Genomic DNA, 19,248 nt, shown 5'->3' on the forward strand with positions numbered 1-19,248 from the left:
TACACCTTCTCATCACTCTTACGCACCCATTTAAAATCAACGAGTTACATGTCTCCTTTTGGCGACACGGTTGTTATGCGTTTGTCGCATTTTTGCGACAAAAAAAGCCCGATGGCGCTAGCGCTCACCGGGCCTCCAATTTAAGCCTTTTGAAAGCCGGGCAAACACAGTGCCGCCAGGCATTGACAGGCTGATTAACCTAACTGCTTACGCGCATTGCGGAAGATACGCATCCACGGGCTGTCTTCGCCCCAGTTTTCCGGGTGCCAGGAGTTGCTGACGGTACGGAATACACGCTCCGGGTGCGGCATCATGATGGTGGCGCGGCCGCTTTCGCTGGTCACGGCGGTAATACCGTTTGCTGAGCCGTTAGGGTTTGCCGGGTAGGTTTCCGTCACTTTGCCGAAGTGATCGACGAAGCGCAGTGCCACCAGCCCTTTGCTTTCGAGCGTAGCCAGATGCGCAGCATCGCGCACTTCCACCTGCCCTTCACCGTGTGAAACCGCAATCGGCATCTGCGAGCCCACCATTCCCTGCAGCAGCAGAGACGGGCTTTGGGTCACTTCAACCAGGCTAAAGCGCGCTTCGAAGCGGTCGGACTGGTTACGCACAAAGCGCGGCCAGGCGTCGCTGCCAGGGATCAGCTCACGCAGATTCGACATCATCTGGCAGCCGTTACACACGCCCAACGCCAGCGTCTGCGGACGGTGGAAGAAGGTTTCGAACTCATCGCGCACGCGATTGTTGAACAGAATGGATTTAGCCCAACCCTCACCTGCCCCCAGCACGTCGCCGTAAGAGAAGCCGCCGCAGGCAACCAGTGCCTGGAAATCGTCCAGCCCGGTGCGCCCAGCCAGCAGGTCGCTCATGTGGACGTCGATAGCGTCAAAGCCCGCACGGTGGAACGCTGCCGCCATTTCCACGTGGGAGTTCACGCCCTGCTCGCGCAGAACCGCCACTTTCGGACGCGCACCGGTCGCAATGTAAGGTGCCGCCACGTCTTCGTTAATGTCGAAGGAGAGCTTCACGTTCAGACCCGGATCGCTGTCATTCGCTTTGGCTTCATGTTCCTGATCGGCGCACTCAGGGTTATCGCGCAGACGCTGCATCTGCCAGGTGGTTTCGGCCCACCACATACGCAACGTGGAGCGGCTTTCGCTGAACACCGCGTGACCGTCCGCTTCAATCACGAAGCGATCGCCGCTGACGGCTTTACCCAGATAGTGTACGCAATCCGCCAGACCATGCTGCGCCAGCAGCGCTTCAACGGCATCGCGGTCAGCAGCACGAACCTGAATGACCGCGCCCAGCTCTTCGTTAAACAGCGCCGCCAGACGGTCGTCGCCCAGCGAAGCGATATCTGCTTCCACACCGCAGTGGCCGGTGAAAGCCATCTCAGCCAGTGTCACCAGCAGGCCGCCGTCAGAACGGTCGTGATAGGCCAGCAGTTTGCGATCCGCCACCAGCGCCTGAATAGCGTCGTAGAAGCCTTTCAGTTGCGCCACGTCGCGCACATCTGCCGGTTTGTCGCCCAGTTGACGATAAACCTGCGCCAGCGCGGTCGCCCCGAGAGCGTTGTGGCCTTTACCGAGATCAATCAGCAGCAGGGCGTTATCTTCCGTAGCCAACTGTGGCGTGATGGTGTGACGCACATCTTCCACGCGGGCAAAAGCGGTGATAACCAGCGACAGCGGAGAGGTCATTTCGCGCTGCTCGTTGCCCTCCTGCCAGCGGGTTTTCATCGACATAGAATCTTTGCCGACCGGAATGGTGAGACCCAGCGCCGGACAAAGTTCTTCGCCGACCGCTTTTACGGCTTCATACAGACCCGCGTCTTCGCCTGGGTGCCCGGCTGCGGCCATCCAGTTCGCGGAGAGTTTGATGCGTTTGATATCGCCAATCTGGGTCGCAGCGATGTTGGTCAGCGCTTCGCCGACCGCCAGACGGGCAGAGGCGGCGAAGTCCAGCAGTGCAACCGGGGTACGTTCGCCCAGCGCCATCGCTTCGCCGTAGTAGCTGTCGAGGCTCGCCGTGGTCACCGCGCAGTTCGCCACCGGGATCTGCCATGGGCCAACCATCTGATCGCGGGCCACCATACCGGTCACCGAGCGGTCGCCGATGGTCACGAGGAAGGTTTTTTCCGCTACCGCCGGAAGGTGCAGGACGCGATTCACGGCATCAGCAATGGCGATCCCGCGCACATCCAGCGCTTTGCCCGCAGCTTTACGGGTTTGCACGTTGCGGGTCATCTTCGGCGTTTTGCCCAGCAGCACGTCAAGCGGCAGATCAATCGGCTGATTGTCGAAGTGCGGATCGTTCATGGTCAGATGCAGCTCTTCCGTCGCTTCACCAATGACCGCGTACGGTGCGCGCTCGCGGCGGCACAGTTCGTCGAACAGCGGCAACTGGTCCGGAGAGACCGCCAGCACGTAGCGTTCCTGGGATTCATTACACCAGATTTCCAGCGGGCTCATGCCTGGCTCATCGCTCAGGATATCGCGCAGATTGAAACGCCCCCCGCGGCCGCCGTCGCTCACTAGCTCCGGCATGGCGTTAGAGAGACCGCCCGCACCGACGTCGTGAATGAACAGAATAGGGTTGGCATCGCCAAGCTGCCAGCAGCGGTCGATCACCTCCTGGCAACGACGCTCCATTTCAGGGTTGTCGCGCTGTACGGAAGCAAAATCGAGGTCTGCGTCAGACTGACCAGAGGCCATCGAAGAGGCCGCCCCGCCGCCCAGACCGATGTTCATTGCCGGGCCGCCGAGAACGATCAGTTTCGCGCCGACGGTGATCTCACCTTTCTGCACGTGATCGGCGCGAATATTGCCGATCCCGCCTGCCAGCATGATGGGCTTGTGGTAGCCGCGCAGCTCTTCGCCGTTGTGGCTGTCGACCTTCTCTTCATAGGTACGGAAGTAGCCGTTCAGCGCCGGGCGACCAAATTCGTTGTTAAACGCCGCCCCGCCCAGTGGGCCTTCGGTCATGATGTCTAGCGCAGTGACAATGCGCTCTGGCTTGCCGAAATCTTCTTCCCACGGCTGTTCAAAGCCAGGAATACGCAGGTTAGAGACGGAGAAACCGACCAGGCCCGCTTTTGGTTTTGCCCCACGTCCGGTTGCGCCTTCGTCACGGATTTCGCCGCCGGAACCGGTGGCTGCACCCGGCCATGGCGAAATCGCCGTCGGGTGGTTGTGCGTTTCCACTTTCATCAGGATATGCGCAGGCTCCTGATGGAATGCATAGCGCCCTGCTTCGCGATCGGCGAAGAAGCGGCCCACCTCAGAACCTTCCATCACCGCCGCGTTGTCTTTATAGGCAGACAAGACGTGGTCAGGCGTTTGTTCCATGGTGTTTTTGATCATTTTAAACAGCGACTTCGGCTGTTCTTCGCCGTCGATAACCCAGTCGGCGTTGAAAATCTTATGGCGGCAGTGCTCGGAGTTGGCCTGCGCGAACATATAGAGTTCGATGTCGTTCGGGTTGCGGTTCAGCTTCACGAACGCATCCTGCAGGTAGTCAATCTCGTCATCTGCCAGCGCCAGACCCAGACGCAGGTTGGCATCAATCAGCGCCTGGCGGCCTTCACCCAGCAGATCCACGCTCTGAACGGGCGCAGGCTGATGGTGAGAGAACAGCTGTTGTGCATCATCCAGCGACGCGAAGACGCTTTCCATCATGCGGTCGTGCAGCTCAGCGGTAACGGCCTGCCATTGTTCAGCGGTCAACGTCGAGGCTTCAACGTAATACGCCACGCCGCGCTCCAGACGATTAATCTGGCTCAGGCCGCAGTTGTGGGCAATGTCAGTGGCTTTAGAAGACCAGGGGGAGATGGTGCCAGGGCGAGGCGTCGCAAGGATCAGTTTGCCGGTTGGCGTATGGCTGCTCAGGCTCGGGCCATACTTGAGCAGACGTTCAAGCTGCTCGCGCTGCTGCGCATCTAAGGGAGCATTCAGGTCAGCAAAATGGACATACTCAGCGTAAATATTGCTTACCGGAAGGTCGGCAGCCTGAAAACGTGCCAGCAGTTTGTTGATACGGAAGGCAGACAGTGCAGGCGAACCACGCAGAATTTCCATCATAAGTCTCTCGTCTTCGAAGCGCCTGAGGCGCTTACAGTGTGCGCAAGGGGAAAACGGGCGTCATTATAGAGAATCCTGAGCGCCGACGAAACCGTTTGCGTCGAAATAAAATCATCTCGCATTTTTATCCATAGGTGTGACCTGTCTCTCTAATTTGTTGCCAACTGTCGTAAGTTTGCGCAAAATGCCGCTCAATCAATGGCAAACCTTATTCTTAACATGGCTACAGCACACTGAGGCAACGCACGGCGCAGAGAATTAACTAATTGAAAAAATTAAAGATTAATTATCTGCTCATCGGCATTGTAACCTTGCTGCTGGCAGCGGCCCTGTGGCCTTCAATCCCCTGGTTCGGCAAAGCCGAAAACCGTATCGCCGCGATCCAGTCGCGGGGGGAGCTGCGTGTCAGTACCATCAGCTCTCCGCTGACCTACAACAACGTTAACGGCAAAATTACCGGTCTCGATTACGAGCTGGCGCAGCAGTTTGCCGACTACCTGGGCGTAAAACTCAAAATCACTGTTCGCCAGAATATCAGCCAGCTGTTTGACGACCTGGATAACGGCGATGCCGATATGCTCGCCGCCGGGCTGGTCTATAACAGCGAGCGCAGCAAGAACTATCAGCCAGGGCCGACCTACTACTCCGTTTCTCAGCAACTTGTCTATCGCGTGGGCGGAGTGCGCCCGCGTACGCTTGCTGCCCTTAACGATCAGCAGCTCACCATCGCGCCAGGCCATGTGGTGATTGACGATTTGCGCTCCCTGAAAGAGAAGAAATACCCGGATCTCAGCTGGAAGGTCGATGACAAACTCGGCACTACGGCCCTACTGGAACAGGTAAAAGATAAAAAGCTGGCGTACACCATCGCCGATTCCGTGGCGATCAGTCTATTCCAGCGCGTGCATCCGGAGCTGGCCGTGGCGCTGGACGTGACCGACGAACAGCCCGTCACCTGGTTTAGCCCTCTCGACGAAGATCAAACCCTCGCCGCCGCGATCCTCGATTTCTTCAATTCGATGAATGAAGACGGTACCCTCGCGCGGCTTGAGGAGAAATATCTCGGTCACGGCGGCGATTTCGATTACGTCGATACCCGCAGCTTCCTGCGCGCGGTCGACAGTGTGCTGCCGGAACTCCAGCCGCTGTTCGAGAAATACGCCCAGGCGATCGACTGGCGCCTGCTGGCGGCAATTTCTTATCAAGAATCTCACTGGGACGCCCAGGCGACCTCACCCACCGGCGTGCGTGGCCTGATGATGCTCACCAAGAATACGGCGCAAAGTCTCGGCCTGACGGATCGCACCGACGCGGAACAGAGCATTAGCGGCGGCGCGCGTTATCTGCAGGATATGATGGCGAAAGTACCGGAAACGGTGCCGGAAGAGGAGCGGATCTGGTTTGCACTGGCGGCATACAACATGGGTTACGCGCATATGCTCGACGCCCGCGCGTTGACCGCCAAGACCAAAGGCAATCCTGACAGCTGGTCTGACGTAAAACAGCGTCTGCCGCTGCTGAGCCAGAAGCCCTGGTACAATAAACTCACGTACGGGTATGCGCGCGGCCACGAAGCCTACGCGTATGTGGAAAATATCCGCAAGTATCAGATAAGCCTGGAAGGTTATCTGCAGGAGAAAGAGAAGGAAGTGATGGAGGCTGAGCAGCTGGCGCAGAGCTATCCGGTGGTATCACCGAATGAGCTTAATCACCCGACGACTTCAATTCTGCCTTTTGTTGCTTTTTCTGCTGACGGCGCATTCGAAAGAAATCGCTTAGTAGCCCCGAACACTCTGGTGCAAGTACCCCACCGATAATCTGGACCTGGTGGTTCATGCCCGGATGACCGAGTACGTCCATTAAGGAACCCGCCGCGCCTGTCTTTTCATCCCGCGCGCCATACACCAGCGTCCCGATGCGGCTGTGCACCATCGCACCAGAACACATCACGCAGGGTTCCAGCGTGACATACAGCGTTGTATCCAGCAAACGGTAGTTCTGCAGTACCAGCCCGCCCTGACGCAGAGCCATGATTTCGGCATGCGCAGTCGGATCGTGGCGACCTATCGGACGGTTCCACCCTTCGCCAATCACCTGATTGTTATGCACCAGAACGGCACCCACGGGCACTTCGCCCTCATCCCAGGCGCGTTTTGCAAGGGAAAGCGCATGGCGCATCCAGTATTCATGATTGAGTTCAAGGTCAGACAACGAAAGGTACTCCAGTCGGAAAGCGGGCGGCATTATACACACCCGTTATGATTAACACTATTCCAGTTGCTGAAGTTCGCCTGAAGGGGTAACGCGCCAGCGGTGCTGGCAGAAATAGAGCAGCGGGTTGTCCTGCTTGCTGTCGCTGTAGCCGCTGTAAAGGCGCAGCGGCGTGCCGATTTTTTTCTCCAGTTGCACCACTTTCTCGTGCCCCAGACAGCGCAGCGTCAGCACCCATCCGCCGTAGGCGCGCCCCATTTGAGTGGCAATCAGATTCACGCGCGGCAACCACGGCGTGTCAAAATAGACCTGCTCCACCAGCGGCTGCGGCGAGCCGGTGATAAGCCAGATATCGGCGTCACTGGCGTTGAGGTACTCCGTCAGCCGGTCCTGAACCACCGGAAACGCGGTGACGTGCCCGCGAAACCAGTGGACGAAATCCTGTTGCAGCTGGCTGAGCCGCGCATCGCTGTGCCCAAAGGTGCAGCCCCATAACAGCAGGCTCATTGGCCAGCGCGCCGCGCGCCCTTTTATCAACAGTGCGATCCCGATGATCGGCAAAAGTGGCAGCACGAGCAGTGCGTTCAAGGGCTGGCGACGCAACAGATAGCGCATAAAACTGCCAAACATATCCTGCTGATGAAGCGTTCCATCCAAATCGAAAAAGACAACGCGGCGCTCGTGATTAACCAAACCTTACTCCTCTGGATCGTGGAATCCTAACAGCCAGGTAAACAAGAACCCGGCGATAATCGCTACCAAACAGCCTAACAGATAGAGCGTGACTTTTCCGGTCACGATGGTTAATGCCAGCGGTAAACCGGAGATCCCGAAAGTAATAACGGTAGCCACTTTCCAGTAGCTGATCAACGCCCCGCCCATCGCTCCGCCCAGACAGGCCGCGAGGAAAGGTTTGCCAAGCGGCAGCGTGACGCCGAAAATCAGCGGCTCACCGATGCCCAGCAATCCAACCGGCAATGCACCTTTGATCACCTTTTTCAGCCGTTCGTTGCGTGTTTTCAGCAGGATAGCAATCGCAGCACCGACCTGCCCCATCCCTGCCATCGACAGAATCGGCAGCAGCGCGTTGTAGCCGTGCGCCTGCACAAGCTCCACGTGAATAGGCACCAGCCCCTGATGCAGCCCGGTTAACACCAGCGGCAGGAAGGTACCGGACAGCACCGCCCCCACCAGCAAGCCACCACGATCGATAGCCATCGACGCCCCGTGCGCAATCGCCTCGGAGATCCAGCCGCCTAACGGCTGCAAGGCCACAATCGCCAGCGTACCGGTGATCAGGGTGGTCAGCAGTGGATTGAGGATCAACTCAATCGAGCCCGGCAGCAGGCTGCGCAGACGCTTCTCGACCCAGCACATCAGGGCGACGACCAGCAGCACCGCGATGACACCGCCGCGTCCGGGCTGGAGCGCTTCGCCAAACAGGGTGATTTGCGCCAGCTGCGGGCTGGAGAGGATCCCCGCCATCACGCCGCCCATCGCCATCGAACCGCCGTAGACTTTCGCCGCGTTGACGCCCACCAGAATGTTCATGATGGCAAACACCGCGCTACCAAAGATGCCCAGAATCCCAAGCAGGTTTGGATAATGGGTCGCAAAATCGCCGACGATATCCGGGCGTTTGAGGATATTGATAATCCCGGTAATCAGACCCGACGCGATAAACGCCGGGATCAGGGGAATAAAGACGTTGGCCAACTGGCGCAGCGCATCGCTCATCGGGGCTTTGTATTTGGCTTTGGCCTGCGCTTTGTTGCGATCCACATCGCCTAAAACCTCAGCGCTTTCACCGATCATCAGCGCACGCATCGCATCAACGACCTGCGCGGCTTTGCCCGGCCCGACAATCAGCTGGTGCTGTGCGCCCTGCTTTACGTAGCCGCTGACGCCGGGGAGCTTTTTCAGACGCGCCAGATCGAGCTGGCCGTCGTCCTGAACTTCGACCCGCACGCGCGTCATGCAGTTTTCGAGACGGCGGATGTTTTTCTCCCCGCCAATCCCTTGCAAGATGTCGCTGGCGAGCACTGCTGTTTTTTCCATATACGCCTCAGTTTTAGTTTTGTAATGCAGCCCGCAAGAATCCCTGATGGGCTTCCAGTTTTGCGCGTGCCGCTGTGGCGTCCAGTCCGCTCAGAATCATCAGAATGGCCGGTTTAACGTCGTGATCGGTTTGTTGGAGAACAGCTTCAGCCTCTTCACGGCTGGCGCCGGTGGCTTCCACAACCATACGGCAGGCACGATCCACCAGCTTGATGTTGGTGGCTTTCATGTCCACCATCAGGTTCTGGTAGACCTTGCCGAATTTCACCATTGCCCCCGTGGAGATCATGTTGAGTACCAGCTTTTGCGCGGTGCCCGATTTCAGGCGCGTCGATCCGGTCAGCGCTTCTGGCCCCACGACAGGAGAGATGGCAATCGCCGCAACCTGTGCAATCGGCGAACCGGGATTACAGGAGATCGCTACCGTCGTGCAGCCCAGCTGTTTGGCATATTCCAGACCGCCGATGACATAAGGCGTGCGCCCGGATGCCGCCAGGCCGACTACCAGATCGTTTTTTGTCAGGCTCAGGGCGGCGAGATCATTCGCGCCCAGCTGTTTATCGTCCTCAGCCCCTTCGACCGCTTTCAACAGCGCCCCCGGCCCACCGGCAATCAGCCCAATCACCAGACCGTGCGGCACGCCAAAGGTCGGCGGACATTCAGAGGCATCCAGTACCCCGAGACGTCCGCTGGTCCCTGCCCCCATGTAAATAATGCGTCCACCGGCTTTCAGCGCGGCGGCGGCGGCATCAACGGCTTTTGCCACCTCAGGCAATGTCTCTTTCACTGCCAGCGCGACCAGCGTATCCTGTTGATTAAAACGGTTAACAAGATCGAGCGTGGAGAGCGCATCGAGATCCATGGTTTGCGGATTACGGGTTTCTGAAACGAGTGAGCCAAGATTCATTTTTTGTCCCTCAGGAATTTTTAATTCATATTAACCGTACTATAATGGAATATAAAATTCATTCAGGCGAGCAAAATTCTGTTTTGCAGCAGCAATCACATTTCGCCAGGAGGCGTATGAACTGTTTAATTCGTATTCGCCAGCGGTACGCGGGCTTTGCCCAGAGCGATAAAAAACTGGCGGATTTCCTGCTTTCCCAGCCCGATCATGCGCGTCATCTCAGTTCTCAGCAGCTGGCAAGCGAAGCGGGCGTGAGCCAGTCCAGCGTGGTGAAATTCGCGCAAAAAATTGGTTTTAAAGGTTTTCCGGCACTAAAACTGGCGATCAGCGAAGCGCTGGTCAACAATCCAAATCCGCAATCCATGCCGTTGCACAATCAGATTCGCGGCGACGATCCGATGCGTCTGGTCGGTGAAAAGCTGATCAAAGAGAACGTGACGGCGATGCACGCTACGCTTGACGTGAACAGCGAAGAGAAGCTGCTTGAGAGCGTGGCGATGCTGCGCGCGGCGCGGCGAATTATTCTGACCGGCATTGGCGCATCGGGGCTGGTGGCACGTAATTTTGGCTGGAAACTGACTAAGATCGGCTATAACGCCGTGGTTGAACAGGACATGCACGCCCTGCTGTCTACCGTGCAGGCGATGGACCCGAATGATTTGCTGTTAGCCATCTCCTATTCCGGAGAACGTCGGGAGATCAATCTGGCGTCTGATGAAACGCTGCGCGTCGGGGGTAAAATCCTGGCGATTACCGGTTTTAACCCGAATGCCCTGCAGCAGCGGGCCACGCGCTGCTTGTACACCATTGCCGAAGAACAGGCCACCCGCAGCGCGGCGATTTCCTCTACCAGCGCCCAGATGATGCTGACGGATCTGCTCTTTGTGGCACTGGTACAGCAGGATCTGGAACATGCGCCGGGACGCATTCGTCACAGCGAAGAGCTGGTAAAAAAACTGGTTTGAGCAGGGAATGAGCGTATAATGCCCGCCCTGTTTGTGATGTTTCTGAGATTTTCCTGATGGCGCTGTTAATCACCAAAAAATGCATCAATTGCGATATGTGCGAACCCGAATGCCCTAACGAGGCCATTTCAATGGGTGACAGCATTTATGAGATTAACAGCGATCGCTGCACCGAGTGCATCGGCCATTACGAAACGCCGACCTGTCAGAAAGTGTGCCCGATCCCTAACACCATTCTCAAAGATCCGGCCCATGCCGAATCAGAAGAGCAGCTGTGGGATAAGTTCGTGCAGCTGCATCACGCGGACAAACTCTAGCTTTCGATGATCACCGTGGCGCAGGCGTAATGACGTTCATCCGCCAGCGTAACGTGCATATGGTTCACACCGAGTCTTTCTGCAAGCTTTTGCGCCTCGCCCCATAACCGCAGACGGGGTTTGCCCAGCTCATCGTTAAACACTTCGAACTGATTAAACGCCAGCCCGTTACGAATCCCGGTCCCGAAGGCTTTCGCCGCTGCTTCTTTTACCGCAAAGCGCTTCGCCAGAAAACGCACCGGCTGCTGGTGCGCTTCCCAGATGGCCCATTCGTTGTCGCTGAGCACCCGTTTTGCCAGGCGATCGCCACTACGGGCGATCACCGCTTCGATACGGGCAATCTCAACGATGTCCGTGCCTAAGCCCAGAATCGCCATTACTGACGCGCTTCCAGCATCAGACGTTTCATCTCGGCAACGGCCTCTTTCAGACCGCTCATCACCGCGCGACCGATAATCGCGTGGCCGATATTTAGCTCATGCATTTCCGGGATCTGAGCGATCGCCTTGACGTTGTGATAGGTCAGGCCGTGACCGGCGTTGACTTTCAGACCCAGGCTCGCGGCATAGCGGGCTGCGTTGGCAATGCGATCCAGTTCTTTGGCCTGGATGGCTTCGTCTTTGGCATCCGCATAGCAACCGGTATGAATTTCGATGTACGGCGCACCGACTTCCGCAGCGGCCTTGATCTGTTCAACATCCGCATCGATAAACAGGGAAACCAGGATACCGGCAGCGGCGAGGCGTTTGCAGGCCTCCTGCATTTTGTCACGCTGACCGGCGACATCCAGCCCGCCTTCGGTGGTCACTTCCTGACGTTTTTCCGGCACCAGGCAGCAGAAATGCGGCTGGGTTTCACAGGCGATCGCCAGCATCTCTTCCGTAACCGCCATCTCCAGATTCATGCGCGTGTCCAGCGTCTGGCGCAGGATGCGTACGTCACGATCGGTGATGTGGCGACGGTCTTCACGCAGGTGAACGGTAATGCCGTCGGCGCCAGCCTGCTCGGCGATAAATGCCGCCTGAACCGGATCAGGATAAGCCGTACCGCGCGCATTACGCAGCGTGGCAATGTGATCGATGTTGACGCCTAACAGTAATTCAGCCATGACAATCCTCGGTTTTCTCATTGTTCATTAACGCTTTGGCACAAACTGCCTGAATAATTCGCGGCTCTTTAAGGGCTTGCCTCCAAGATACGGCTTGAGGGCAATTCGGGTAAAGCGTTTTGCCGCGCGTAAGGTATCCTGGTCAGGAAATTCTCGCTCATAGAGCGCCCTGAGATGCCGCCCGGTGAACGTTGTGTTGTCGATCACCACGCTGGCAATAAACCCCTTCTCTTCGCGATAGCGATAGGTCATGGCGTCCTCTACGGATTCGCCGCTTCCCGCGCAATGCAAAAAATCGACGCCGTAACCGAGGTGACCAAGCAGCGCCAGCTCAAACCGGCGTAATGCGGGTTCGGGTGTGCCTGTTGCGCCAGCCAGCGCCTGGATGCAGTGCAGATAATCGAAAAAGAGTTCTGAGAAGCGTGTTTCGTGTTCAAGGACGCGTGAGATGAGTTCGTTGACGTACAAACCGCTATAGAGCGTGATGCCTGACAGAGGAAGCGCCAGGGAGACGGCTTCGGCACTGCGCAGGGTTTTGACTTCGCCGCGTCCGCCAAAACGAACCAACAGCGGGGTGAAGGGTTGTAACGCGCCCTTCAGGTTAGAGCGTTTGGAACGTGCGCCTTTTGCAACCAGGCGCACGCGACCCGACTCTTCCGTGAAGACGTCCAGCATCAGGCTGGTTTCGCTCCACGGACGGCTGTGAAGGACAAAGGCTCGCTGCCATCCATCCACGATGTTGTGTCTTAGACGTCGTCGCCGTAACCGAGACTACGCAGGGCGCGCTCGTCATCAGCCCAGCCTGATTTCACCTTCACCCACAGCTCCAGGTGAACCGGTGCTTCGAACATCTCCTGCATGTCTTTACGCGCTTCGATGCCGATGGTTTTGATTTTGGCGCCTTTGTTGCCAATCACCATCTTCTTCTGCCCTTCTCGCTCAACGAGGATCAGCCCGTTGATGTCGTACCCGCCACGCTCGTTGGTCTGGAAACGTTCGATTTCCACGGTAACGGAGTACGGCAGTTCGGCACCGAGGAAACGCATCAGTTTTTCACGGATGATTTCAGAGGCCATAAAGCGCTGGGAACGGTCGGTGATGTAATCTTCCGGGAAGTGATGGATCGCTTCCGGCAGATGTTTACGCACGATACCGGCGATGGTATCGACGTTCATGCCCGTTTCCGCAGACAGGGGAACGATGTCGAGGAAGTTCATCTGGCTTGCCAGGAACTGCAGGTGCGGCAGCAAATCGGCTTTTTCCTGCACGTTATCAACTTTGTTGACCGCAAGAATCACCGGTGATTTGCCATCGCGCAGTTTGTTCAGAACCATCTCATCATCTGGCGTCCAGCGGGTGCCTTCCACCACGAAGATGATCAATTCAACATCACCGATAGAGCTGCTCGCCGCTTTGTTCATCAGGCGGTTGATGGCACGCTTCTCTTCCATATGCAGGCCTGGGGTATCGACGTAAATCGCCTGATACGCGCCTTCCGTGTGGATGCCGACGATACGGTGACGCGTGGTTTGCGCCTTACGGGAGGTAATGGATATTTTCTGCCCAAGCAGATTATTCAGCAGGGTTGATTTGCCGACGTTAGGACGTCCGACAATGGCAACAAAACCGCAGTAACTCTTTTCTTCGCTCATTCCAGCTCCAGCATTTTTAACGCCTGTTCGGCGGCAGCCTGTTCCGCCTTGCGACGGCTAGAACCTGTGCCAACCACCGGTTCACTCAGGCCGCTAACCTGGCAATGGATGGTAAATTCCTGATCGTGTGCTTCGCCGCGCACCTGCACCACCAGATAAGATGGCAGCGGGAGGTGGCGACCCTGCAGATATTCCTGCAAACGAGTCTTAGGATCTTTTTGTTTATCGCCTGGGCTTATTTCGTCCAGACGCGTTTGATACCAGTTCAGAATGAGTTGCTCTACCGTCTGAATATCGCTGTCGAGGAAAACACCACCGATTAATGCTTCGACAGTATCCGCGAGAATTGATTCACGGCGAAAACCACCGCTTTTCAGTTCACCCGGTCCAAGTCGCAGGCATTCGCCCAGTTCAAACTCACGTGCAATCTCGGCAAGCGTGTTGCCGCGCACCAGCGTTGCGCGCATACGGCTCATATCACCTTCATCCACACGAGGGAAACGGTGATAAAGCGCATTTGCGATCACGTAACTTAAAATGGAGTCACCTAAAAACTCGAGGCGCTCATTGTGTTTGCTGCTGGCACTGCGGTGGGTTAATGCCTGTTGCAACAACTCCTGATGCTGAAAAGTGTAGCCCAGCTTCCGTTGAAGCCGATTAATTACGATGGGGTTCATGCGATACCAGTAAATGAATGCGTCAAAAATGCAGCACACGAAACCGACCTGATAAGACCAACGCGGTTTCGTGTGCCGTGGCACTGAGTCAGCGCCAACCTTAAACTTCGGGGGAATATTCTATACGCAACGACAGGGTATGTCGTTAGCCAGGAGAGATTATCTCTTAAATAATTCACGTAACCCTCATTTAAGAGGGTTACGTGAGCAATTATCAGGAATTAATGGATTCCGCCAATGCGATTCAGACGAACGCCGGTCGGCCACTCCCCTTCCTGTTTTTCGAAACTCATCCAGATCGCGGTCGCTTTACCGACCAGATTCGCTTCCGGAACAAAGCCCCAGTAACGGCTGTCCGCAGAGTTGTCGCGGTTATCACCCATCATGAAGTAATGTCCTGGCGGAACGATCCAGGTGGCGAGCTGCTGGCCTGGCTGCTGGTAGTACATACCCAGCTGATCCTGCGCGATCGGAACCGTCAAAATGCGATGCGTCACGTCACCCAGGGTCTCTTTACGCTCAACCAGACGAATTCCGTTCTCTTTGGTTTCGCCTTTCGGCATCTGGAAGAAACCGCTGGTCGCTTCGCCCCCGTTACGACGGGCAAAGGTCTGCACAAAGTCGCTCGGCTCCACGTTGGAATAGGTGATCGGCAGCGCGTTCTCACACGCCGTACCGGAGCTACAGCCCGGCTGTACGGTCACTTCTTTCGCGACAGGGTCGTAACTCACTTTATCGCCTGGCAAGCCGACGGCACGCTTGATGTAATCCAGACGCGGATCTTCAGGGTATTTGAAGACCACGATATCACCGCGTTTTGGATGACCGGTTTCGATTAACGTTTTCTGATAGATAGGATCTTTAATGCCATAGGCATATTTCTCTACCAGAATAAAATCGCCAATCAGCAGCGTAGGCATCATCGAACCGGACGGGATCTGAAAAGGTTCGTAAATAAACGAACGCACCACCAGAACAATCGCCAGAACCGGGAATACGGAAGCCCCTGTTTCCAGCCAGCCCGGTTTCGGGCTGACTTTCTTCATGGTTTTCGCATCCAGCTGTTCACCCGTAATAGACTGACGTTCGCGACGTTTCGGGGCGAAGATAAACTTATCCAGACACCACAACAGCCCCGTCACCAGGGTCGCTATGACCAGGATCAGGGCAAACATGTTCGCCATGCCAACTCCTTAAGGATTATTTTCCGTCTTTACCCACGTGCAGAATGGCAAGGAACGCTTCCTGCGGCAGCTCAACGTTACCGACCTGCTTCATACGTTTTTTACCATCTTTCTGTTTCTGCAACAGTTTCTTCTTACGGCTTACGTCGCCGCCGTAGCATTTCGCCAGGACGTTTTTACGCAGCTGTTTCACCGTAGAGCGGGCAATGATGTGGTTGCCGATGGCGGCCTGAATCGCGATATCAAATTGCTGACGCGGGATCAGCTCTTTCATTTTCTCGACCAGTTCACGGCCACGGTACGGCGCGTTATCGTTGTGGGTGATCAGCGCCAGCGCATCAACACGCTCGCCGTTGATCAGCACATCCACACGCACCATGTTGGACGCCTGGAATCGTTTAAAGTTGTAGTCCAGCGACGCGTAGCCACGAGAGGTAGACTTCAGACGGTCGAAGAAGTCGAGCACCACTTCCGCCATCGGGATTTCATAGGTCAGCGCCACCTGGTTACCGTGGTAAACCATGTTGGTCTGCACGCCACGCTTCTCGATACAGAGCGTAATGACGTTGCCCAGGAACTCCTGCGGCAGCAGCATGTGACACTCCGCGATTGGCTCACGCAGCTCTTCAATATTGTTCAGCGGCGGCAGCTTGGAGGGGCTGTCGACGTAGATAACGTCTTTGTTGGTGGTCTGGACTTCATACACTACGGTCGGTGCCGTGGTGATCAGATCCAGATCGTATTCACGCTCAAGACGCTCCTGAATGATCTCCATGTGCAGCAGACCCAGGAAGCCACAGCGGAAGCCGAAGCCCAGCGCGGTAGAGCTTTCTGGTTCATAGAACAGGGAAGCATCGTTCAGGCTCAGCTTGCCGAGCGCATCACGGAAGTTTTCGTAATCGTCAGAGCTGACCGGGAACAGGCCCGCGTAAACCTGAGGCTTCACTTTTTTGAAGCCTGGCAGCGCTTTATCAGCCGGATTACGTGCCTGAGTCAGGGTATCGCCTACTGGCGCGCCCAGGATGTCTTTGATGGCGCAAACCAGCCAGCCAACTTCGCCGCATTTCAGTTCAGTACGATCAACCTGTTTCGGCGTGAAGATACCCAGACGGTCAGCGTTGTACACCTGACCGGTGCTCATCACTTTGATTTTGTCGCCTTTACGCATGGTGCCGTTTTTAATACGCACCAGCGATACCACGCCAAGGTAGTTATCGAACCAGGAGTCGATGATCAGCGCCTGCAGCGGCGCATCTGCGTCACCTTCTGGTGCCGGGATATCACGTACCAGACGCTCCAGCACATCAGGAACACCGACACCGGTCTTCGCCGAGCAGCGCACTGCGTCTGTGGCGTCAATACCGACAATGTCTTCAATCTCTTCCGCCACGCGCTCTGGATCGGCAGCCGGCAGGTCGATTTTGTTAAGCACCGGCACCACTTCGAGATCCATTTCCATCGCGGTGTAGCAGTTGGCCAGGGTCTGAGCTTCTACGCCCTGCCCGGCATCAACCACCAGCAGCGCGCCTTCGCAGGCTGCCAGCGAACGAGAAACTTCATAAGAGAAGTCAACGTGGCCTGGGGTGTCGATGAAATTCAGTTGATATGTTTCACCATCAAGGGCTTTGTAGTCGAGCGTTACGCTCTGCGCTTTGATGGTGATACCACGTTCGCGTTCCAGGTCCATGGAGTCCAGTACCTGGGCTTCCATTTCACGATCAGACAGGCCACCGCAAATCTGGATAATACGGTCAGAAAGCGTCGACTTACCGTGGTCAATGTGAGCAATGATCGAAAAGTTACGTATGTTCTTCATATAGTTAAATAATTATGCCTTACGAATTCCTGGAGGCCGCTGTTCTTAGCCTGACGTTTTTCAGTGCGAAAACGCAGCATTCTACACTACATCTTCGTCACCAGGAAATGCTGTTAAAGCCAAGCATAGTGTCAGAGAAGGACGTTTTGTTTTATGGGATGTAAATAAAGATAAAGCCCGATGAATTATCGGGCTTCTGAAGAGAGCGTTTCGACACGCAGCATGTCTGGCGGAAGCCCCACGCTGAGGATAACGGGCTGCCAGGCTTCTTTCTCAGCAAGCTTTTGAGAAAAGCCGCGCGCCAGCATAAAACCGCCCACGCCGCCCAGCACTCCGCCGCTCATCGCAGCGAGATCGGTGCCAAACAGCATCTGGAAAATTCCGGCGACCACAAACAAGCCCACCAGCGGGGAGAGATACACCAGCATGGCGGACCCCAGCAGGCTGCCTTCAGCAATCCCCAGTTCCACCTTTTGCCCAACAGTAAGCGGTTCTGCACTTGGCACAGAGATGGTGTGCGTGGTTTGCGGCCCCAGCTTATTCAGCACCCGGCTACCGCAGCCAGCGCGCGAGGCGCAGCTGTTGCATGACGCTTTCACGTCACAGCTCACCAGCGCAACACCATTTTGCCACGAGACAACGGTGGCCCATTCTTTGATCATTGTGCGGCCCTGAATTTAATGCTGTCAGCGATGCGCTTCGCCGTCTGCGGTGGCAGTTCGCCCACAATCGTGATTTCGGCGTTATCCCGCAGCGTCGTACTCACGGTCCGGCGTCCGGTACGAAGCATTTGCTCGCTGCTGTTAGCTGACGCCCGATTGATGTTCACCGAGAAGCTGAACAAGCCGTCGGAATAGAGACGCGACTCGACCGGCGTTTCAATGGTCGGAAGCTGACGGCGGCTACTGGATATCTCGCTGAAACCTTGTGGGATCCACGCTGGCACCCAGTTGAAATTCACCGTATCGCCCGCAGGCACTGACAGAAGCGGCGGAAGGCTCGCTTTCGCCAGATTCTGCATACTGTTACCCACCTGACCATTCACCGTAAAGGAAATCACGCGGAACTGCTCCAGCGTTTCGCCGTCCCGATCGAGGAGATCGACACGCATTGGCAGTTTGCTCTCCGCATCCATCCACACGATGTAGCTATAGCGTGTGCCGTCTCTTGCCACGACGCGAATCACTTCACAAAGCCGATCCGCAATGCGCGTACGGCCAACGGAAATGAAATCGTAGTAAGGCGACAGACGTTTGAAGTCGGTATAAACGAGGGCCGGGAGTGAGTCGACAATGTAATCGCCATTAAGCGTAAACGGCTCAAGGCCTGGCTCAAAGTAGCTGATTTCATTACCGCGCTGTACAACCTCACGGCGCGGGCCGTCGAGTTGTAAAAGCTGGGCGAGCGGCTGGTTATCAAGACGGGCATGGCGGTAGCGTAACGACTCTACACCTTGCTTGTTGATACTGATAAAGGCCAACTCGTAGTTGAGTGACTGGCTCGCCATATTCATCTGCTGCAACAACGCCCCGGACGATAAATCAGCCGAGGCGTTGGTAGAGAAGAACAGGCTACCCGCCACTAAGGACATGGCGCACCAAAGTTGCTTCATTACTGCGATTGCGTTCCTAAAGTTTGGTTTCCTGGCACTTGCACACCAGCCTGCTGGGTCTGTGCCTGCTCAAACTGGAGCTGCTCAGAGTGCAAACGACGCTGCAACTCATAGTCCTGCAGCATCGCATTAATGCGACGACGCTGTTCCTGGACCTGCTGTTGCTGGCCCGGGCTGACTGAGGCATCGGCAGATGGCACACCCAAGCTAACCGGACTTGCTTTACCCATCATCGGCAGTGTATTGAACACTGGCGCTTCAGGCTGCTGGTTAGCTTCTGATTGACCGTTATAGTGCTGGACGCCAACGATAACTGCAAGCGATACGCATGCAGCCACGCCCATTTGGGTTAATTGGCTCGCCCACGGGCGCACTTTTTTCCAGAATGGCATCTTCTGCCATTGATGTGGCGCAGGTTGAGCTTCAGGGATCAGCGGAGTGGTCTGATGTACAGGCTCGTTCTCAATTGCCGCCATTACGCGTGCTGAGATATCGAAATGGAGAACATCGCCCGTATCACCACGCATAGAGTCGCGGATGAGATGGTAACTCTCCCAGGTCTTTTGCATCTCGGGAGAGTGAGAGAGCTCGTTGAGCAGCTCACTGTCCAGCGTTTCACCATCCATTAAAGCGGAAAGTTTTTCTTTCTGCATGCCTAA

At 56.2% G+C, this 19,248-nt stretch carries 17 protein-coding genes and 1 pseudogene; 3 read left to right on the plus strand and 15 right to left on the minus strand.

The annotated features are described in order from the left end of the window. Nucleotides 1–194 precede the first annotated feature (194 nt). Entirely contained in the window at nt 195–4,082 is a 3,888-nt protein-coding gene (gene purL, locus ACB496_RS16300; RefSeq protein ID WP_231276575.1) for a phosphoribosylformylglycinamidine synthase, read from the minus strand. Nucleotides 4,083–4,333: 251 nt separating this feature from the next. On the opposite strand from purL, the pseudogene mltF reads away from it, so the two are divergent. Further along, nucleotides 4,334–5,899, plus strand: a pseudogene (gene mltF, locus ACB496_RS16305) (membrane-bound lytic murein transglycosylase MltF); the annotation flags it as partial. Here mltF and tadA read toward each other — a convergent pair. From tadA to murQ, 4 genes are read right to left on the minus strand one after another with little or no spacing between them, the layout of a single operon-like run. Further along, the gene (tadA, locus tag ACB496_RS16310; protein WP_107703097.1) at nt 5,787–6,326 is read right to left on the minus strand and encodes a tRNA adenosine(34) deaminase TadA; all 540 of its coding nucleotides are present in this window, start codon (nt 6,324–6,326) and stop codon (nt 5,787–5,789) included. The pseudogene mltF and the gene tadA overlap by 113 nt on opposite strands. A gap of 24 nt (nt 6,327–6,350) precedes the next feature. Further along, complete coding sequence (gene yfhb / locus ACB496_RS16315; RefSeq protein WP_100779289.1) at nt 6,351–6,986, minus strand: phosphatidylglycerophosphatase C; 636 nt, start codon at nt 6,984–6,986, stop codon at nt 6,351–6,353. Between the two features lie 3 nt (nt 6,987–6,989). Continuing rightward, nucleotides 6,990–8,351 (minus strand): PTS transporter subunit EIIC, encoded by a 1,362-nt coding sequence (locus ACB496_RS16320; RefSeq protein WP_371973078.1) that lies wholly within the window; start codon nt 8,349–8,351, stop codon nt 6,990–6,992. A 13-nt stretch (nt 8,352–8,364) separates the two neighbouring features. Beyond that, nucleotides 8,365–9,258 (minus strand): N-acetylmuramic acid 6-phosphate etherase, encoded by an 894-nt coding sequence (gene murQ / locus ACB496_RS16325; RefSeq protein ID WP_371973079.1) that lies wholly within the window; start codon nt 9,256–9,258, stop codon nt 8,365–8,367. A gap of 116 nt (nt 9,259–9,374) precedes the next feature. Between murQ and ACB496_RS16330 the strand changes: the two genes are divergently transcribed. Together ACB496_RS16330 and ACB496_RS16335 are read left to right on the plus strand one after the other, a co-directional pair. Beyond that, a complete protein-coding gene (locus tag ACB496_RS16330) occupies nt 9,375–10,223 on the plus strand; it encodes a MurR/RpiR family transcriptional regulator (RefSeq protein WP_100779286.1) in 849 nt (282 codons plus the stop codon). Nucleotides 10,224–10,279: 56 nt separating this feature from the next. Further along, complete coding sequence (locus tag ACB496_RS16335) at nt 10,280–10,540, plus strand: YfhL family 4Fe-4S dicluster ferredoxin (RefSeq protein ID WP_100779285.1); 261 nt, start codon at nt 10,280–10,282, stop codon at nt 10,538–10,540. Here the strand turns inward: ACB496_RS16335 and acpS are convergent. The 10 genes from acpS to rseA form a co-directional block, all read right to left on the minus strand. Then, nucleotides 10,537–10,917 carry a holo-ACP synthase gene (gene acpS / locus ACB496_RS16340; protein WP_100779284.1) on the minus strand — a complete coding sequence of 127 codons (381 nt, stop codon included), beginning with the start codon at nt 10,915–10,917 and terminating at the stop codon, nt 10,537–10,539. The genes ACB496_RS16335 and acpS overlap by 4 nt on opposite strands. Beyond that, entirely contained in the window at nt 10,917–11,648 is a 732-nt protein-coding gene (gene pdxJ, locus ACB496_RS16345; RefSeq protein ID WP_371973080.1) for a pyridoxine 5'-phosphate synthase, read from the minus strand. Before pdxJ ends, acpS begins: the two co-directional genes overlap by 1 nt. Nucleotides 11,649–11,675: 27 nt before the next feature. Beyond that, nucleotides 11,676–12,383 carry a DNA repair protein RecO gene (gene recO, locus ACB496_RS16350; RefSeq protein WP_102104996.1) on the minus strand — a complete coding sequence of 236 codons (708 nt, stop codon included), beginning with the start codon at nt 12,381–12,383 and terminating at the stop codon, nt 11,676–11,678. Between the two features lie 11 nt (nt 12,384–12,394). Then, entirely contained in the window at nt 12,395–13,300 is a 906-nt protein-coding gene (era, locus tag ACB496_RS16355; protein ID WP_100779281.1) for a GTPase Era, read from the minus strand. Continuing rightward, nucleotides 13,297–13,977 (minus strand): ribonuclease III, encoded by a 681-nt coding sequence (rnc, locus tag ACB496_RS16360; RefSeq protein ID WP_095284345.1) that lies wholly within the window; start codon nt 13,975–13,977, stop codon nt 13,297–13,299. The genes era and rnc overlap by 4 nt, the downstream gene beginning before the upstream one ends. Before the next feature lie 221 nt (nt 13,978–14,198). Next, nucleotides 14,199–15,161, minus strand: a complete 963-nt coding sequence (gene lepB / locus ACB496_RS16365) for a signal peptidase I (RefSeq protein ID WP_100779280.1) — start codon at nt 15,159–15,161, stop codon at nt 14,199–14,201. Between the two features lie 16 nt (nt 15,162–15,177). Next, complete coding sequence (lepA, locus tag ACB496_RS16370; RefSeq protein WP_100779279.1) at nt 15,178–16,977, minus strand: translation elongation factor 4; 1,800 nt, start codon at nt 16,975–16,977, stop codon at nt 15,178–15,180. A 185-nt stretch (nt 16,978–17,162) separates the two neighbouring features. Next, nucleotides 17,163–17,639 (minus strand): SoxR-reducing system protein RseC, encoded by a 477-nt coding sequence (gene rseC, locus ACB496_RS16375; RefSeq protein WP_102104997.1) that lies wholly within the window; start codon nt 17,637–17,639, stop codon nt 17,163–17,165. After that, the gene (gene rseB / locus ACB496_RS16380) at nt 17,636–18,589 is read right to left on the minus strand and encodes a sigma-E factor regulatory protein RseB (RefSeq protein WP_100779277.1); all 954 of its coding nucleotides are present in this window, start codon (nt 18,587–18,589) and stop codon (nt 17,636–17,638) included. Before rseB ends, rseC begins: the two co-directional genes overlap by 4 nt. Beyond that, nucleotides 18,589–19,242: an anti-sigma-E factor RseA gene (gene rseA, locus ACB496_RS16385; protein WP_100779276.1), complete on the minus strand. Its 654-nt coding sequence runs from the start codon at nt 19,240–19,242 to the stop codon at nt 18,589–18,591. The genes rseB and rseA overlap by 1 nt, the downstream gene beginning before the upstream one ends. Nucleotides 19,243–19,248: the final 6 nt, after the last annotated feature.

Source organism: Lelliottia nimipressuralis, from assembly GCF_041464075.1.
Taxonomy (GTDB): Bacteria; Pseudomonadota; Gammaproteobacteria; order Enterobacterales; family Enterobacteriaceae; genus Enterobacter; species Enterobacter nimipressuralis.

Bases quoted from the DNA above. Each gene is read 5' to 3' on its own strand.
- murQ (WP_371973079.1), bottom strand. From the start codon at position 9,258: ATGAATCTTGGCTCACTCGTTTCAGAAACCCGTAATCCGCAAACCATG.
- tadA (WP_107703097.1), bottom strand. From the start codon at position 6,326: ATGCCGCCCGCTTTCCGACTGGAGTACCTTTCGTTGTCTGACCTTGAA.
- lepB (WP_100779280.1), bottom strand. From the start codon at position 15,161: ATGGCGAACATGTTTGCCCTGATCCTGGTCATAGCGACCCTGGTGACG.
- rseA (WP_100779276.1), bottom strand. From the start codon at position 19,242: ATGCAGAAAGAAAAACTTTCCGCTTTAATGGATGGTGAAACGCTGGAC.
- ACB496_RS16330 (WP_100779286.1), top strand. From the start codon at position 9,375: ATGAACTGTTTAATTCGTATTCGCCAGCGGTACGCGGGCTTTGCCCAG.
- rseC (WP_102104997.1), bottom strand. From the start codon at position 17,639: ATGATCAAAGAATGGGCCACCGTTGTCTCGTGGCAAAATGGTGTTGCG.
- rseB (WP_100779277.1), bottom strand. From the start codon at position 18,589: ATGAAGCAACTTTGGTGCGCCATGTCCTTAGTGGCGGGTAGCCTGTTC.
- acpS (WP_100779284.1), bottom strand. From the start codon at position 10,917: ATGGCGATTCTGGGCTTAGGCACGGACATCGTTGAGATTGCCCGTATC.
- lepA (WP_100779279.1), bottom strand. From the start codon at position 16,977: ATGAAGAACATACGTAACTTTTCGATCATTGCTCACATTGACCACGGT.
- rnc (WP_095284345.1), bottom strand. From the start codon at position 13,977: ATGAACCCCATCGTAATTAATCGGCTTCAACGGAAGCTGGGCTACACT.
- ACB496_RS16335 (WP_100779285.1), top strand. From the start codon at position 10,280: ATGGCGCTGTTAATCACCAAAAAATGCATCAATTGCGATATGTGCGAA.
- ACB496_RS16320 (WP_371973078.1), bottom strand. From the start codon at position 8,351: ATGGAAAAAACAGCAGTGCTCGCCAGCGACATCTTGCAAGGGATTGGC.
- purL (WP_231276575.1), bottom strand. From the start codon at position 4,082: ATGATGGAAATTCTGCGTGGTTCGCCTGCACTGTCTGCCTTCCGTATC.
- era (WP_100779281.1), bottom strand. From the start codon at position 13,300: ATGAGCGAAGAAAAGAGTTACTGCGGTTTTGTTGCCATTGTCGGACGT.
- pdxJ (WP_371973080.1), bottom strand. From the start codon at position 11,648: ATGGCTGAATTACTGTTAGGCGTCAACATCGATCACATTGCCACGCTG.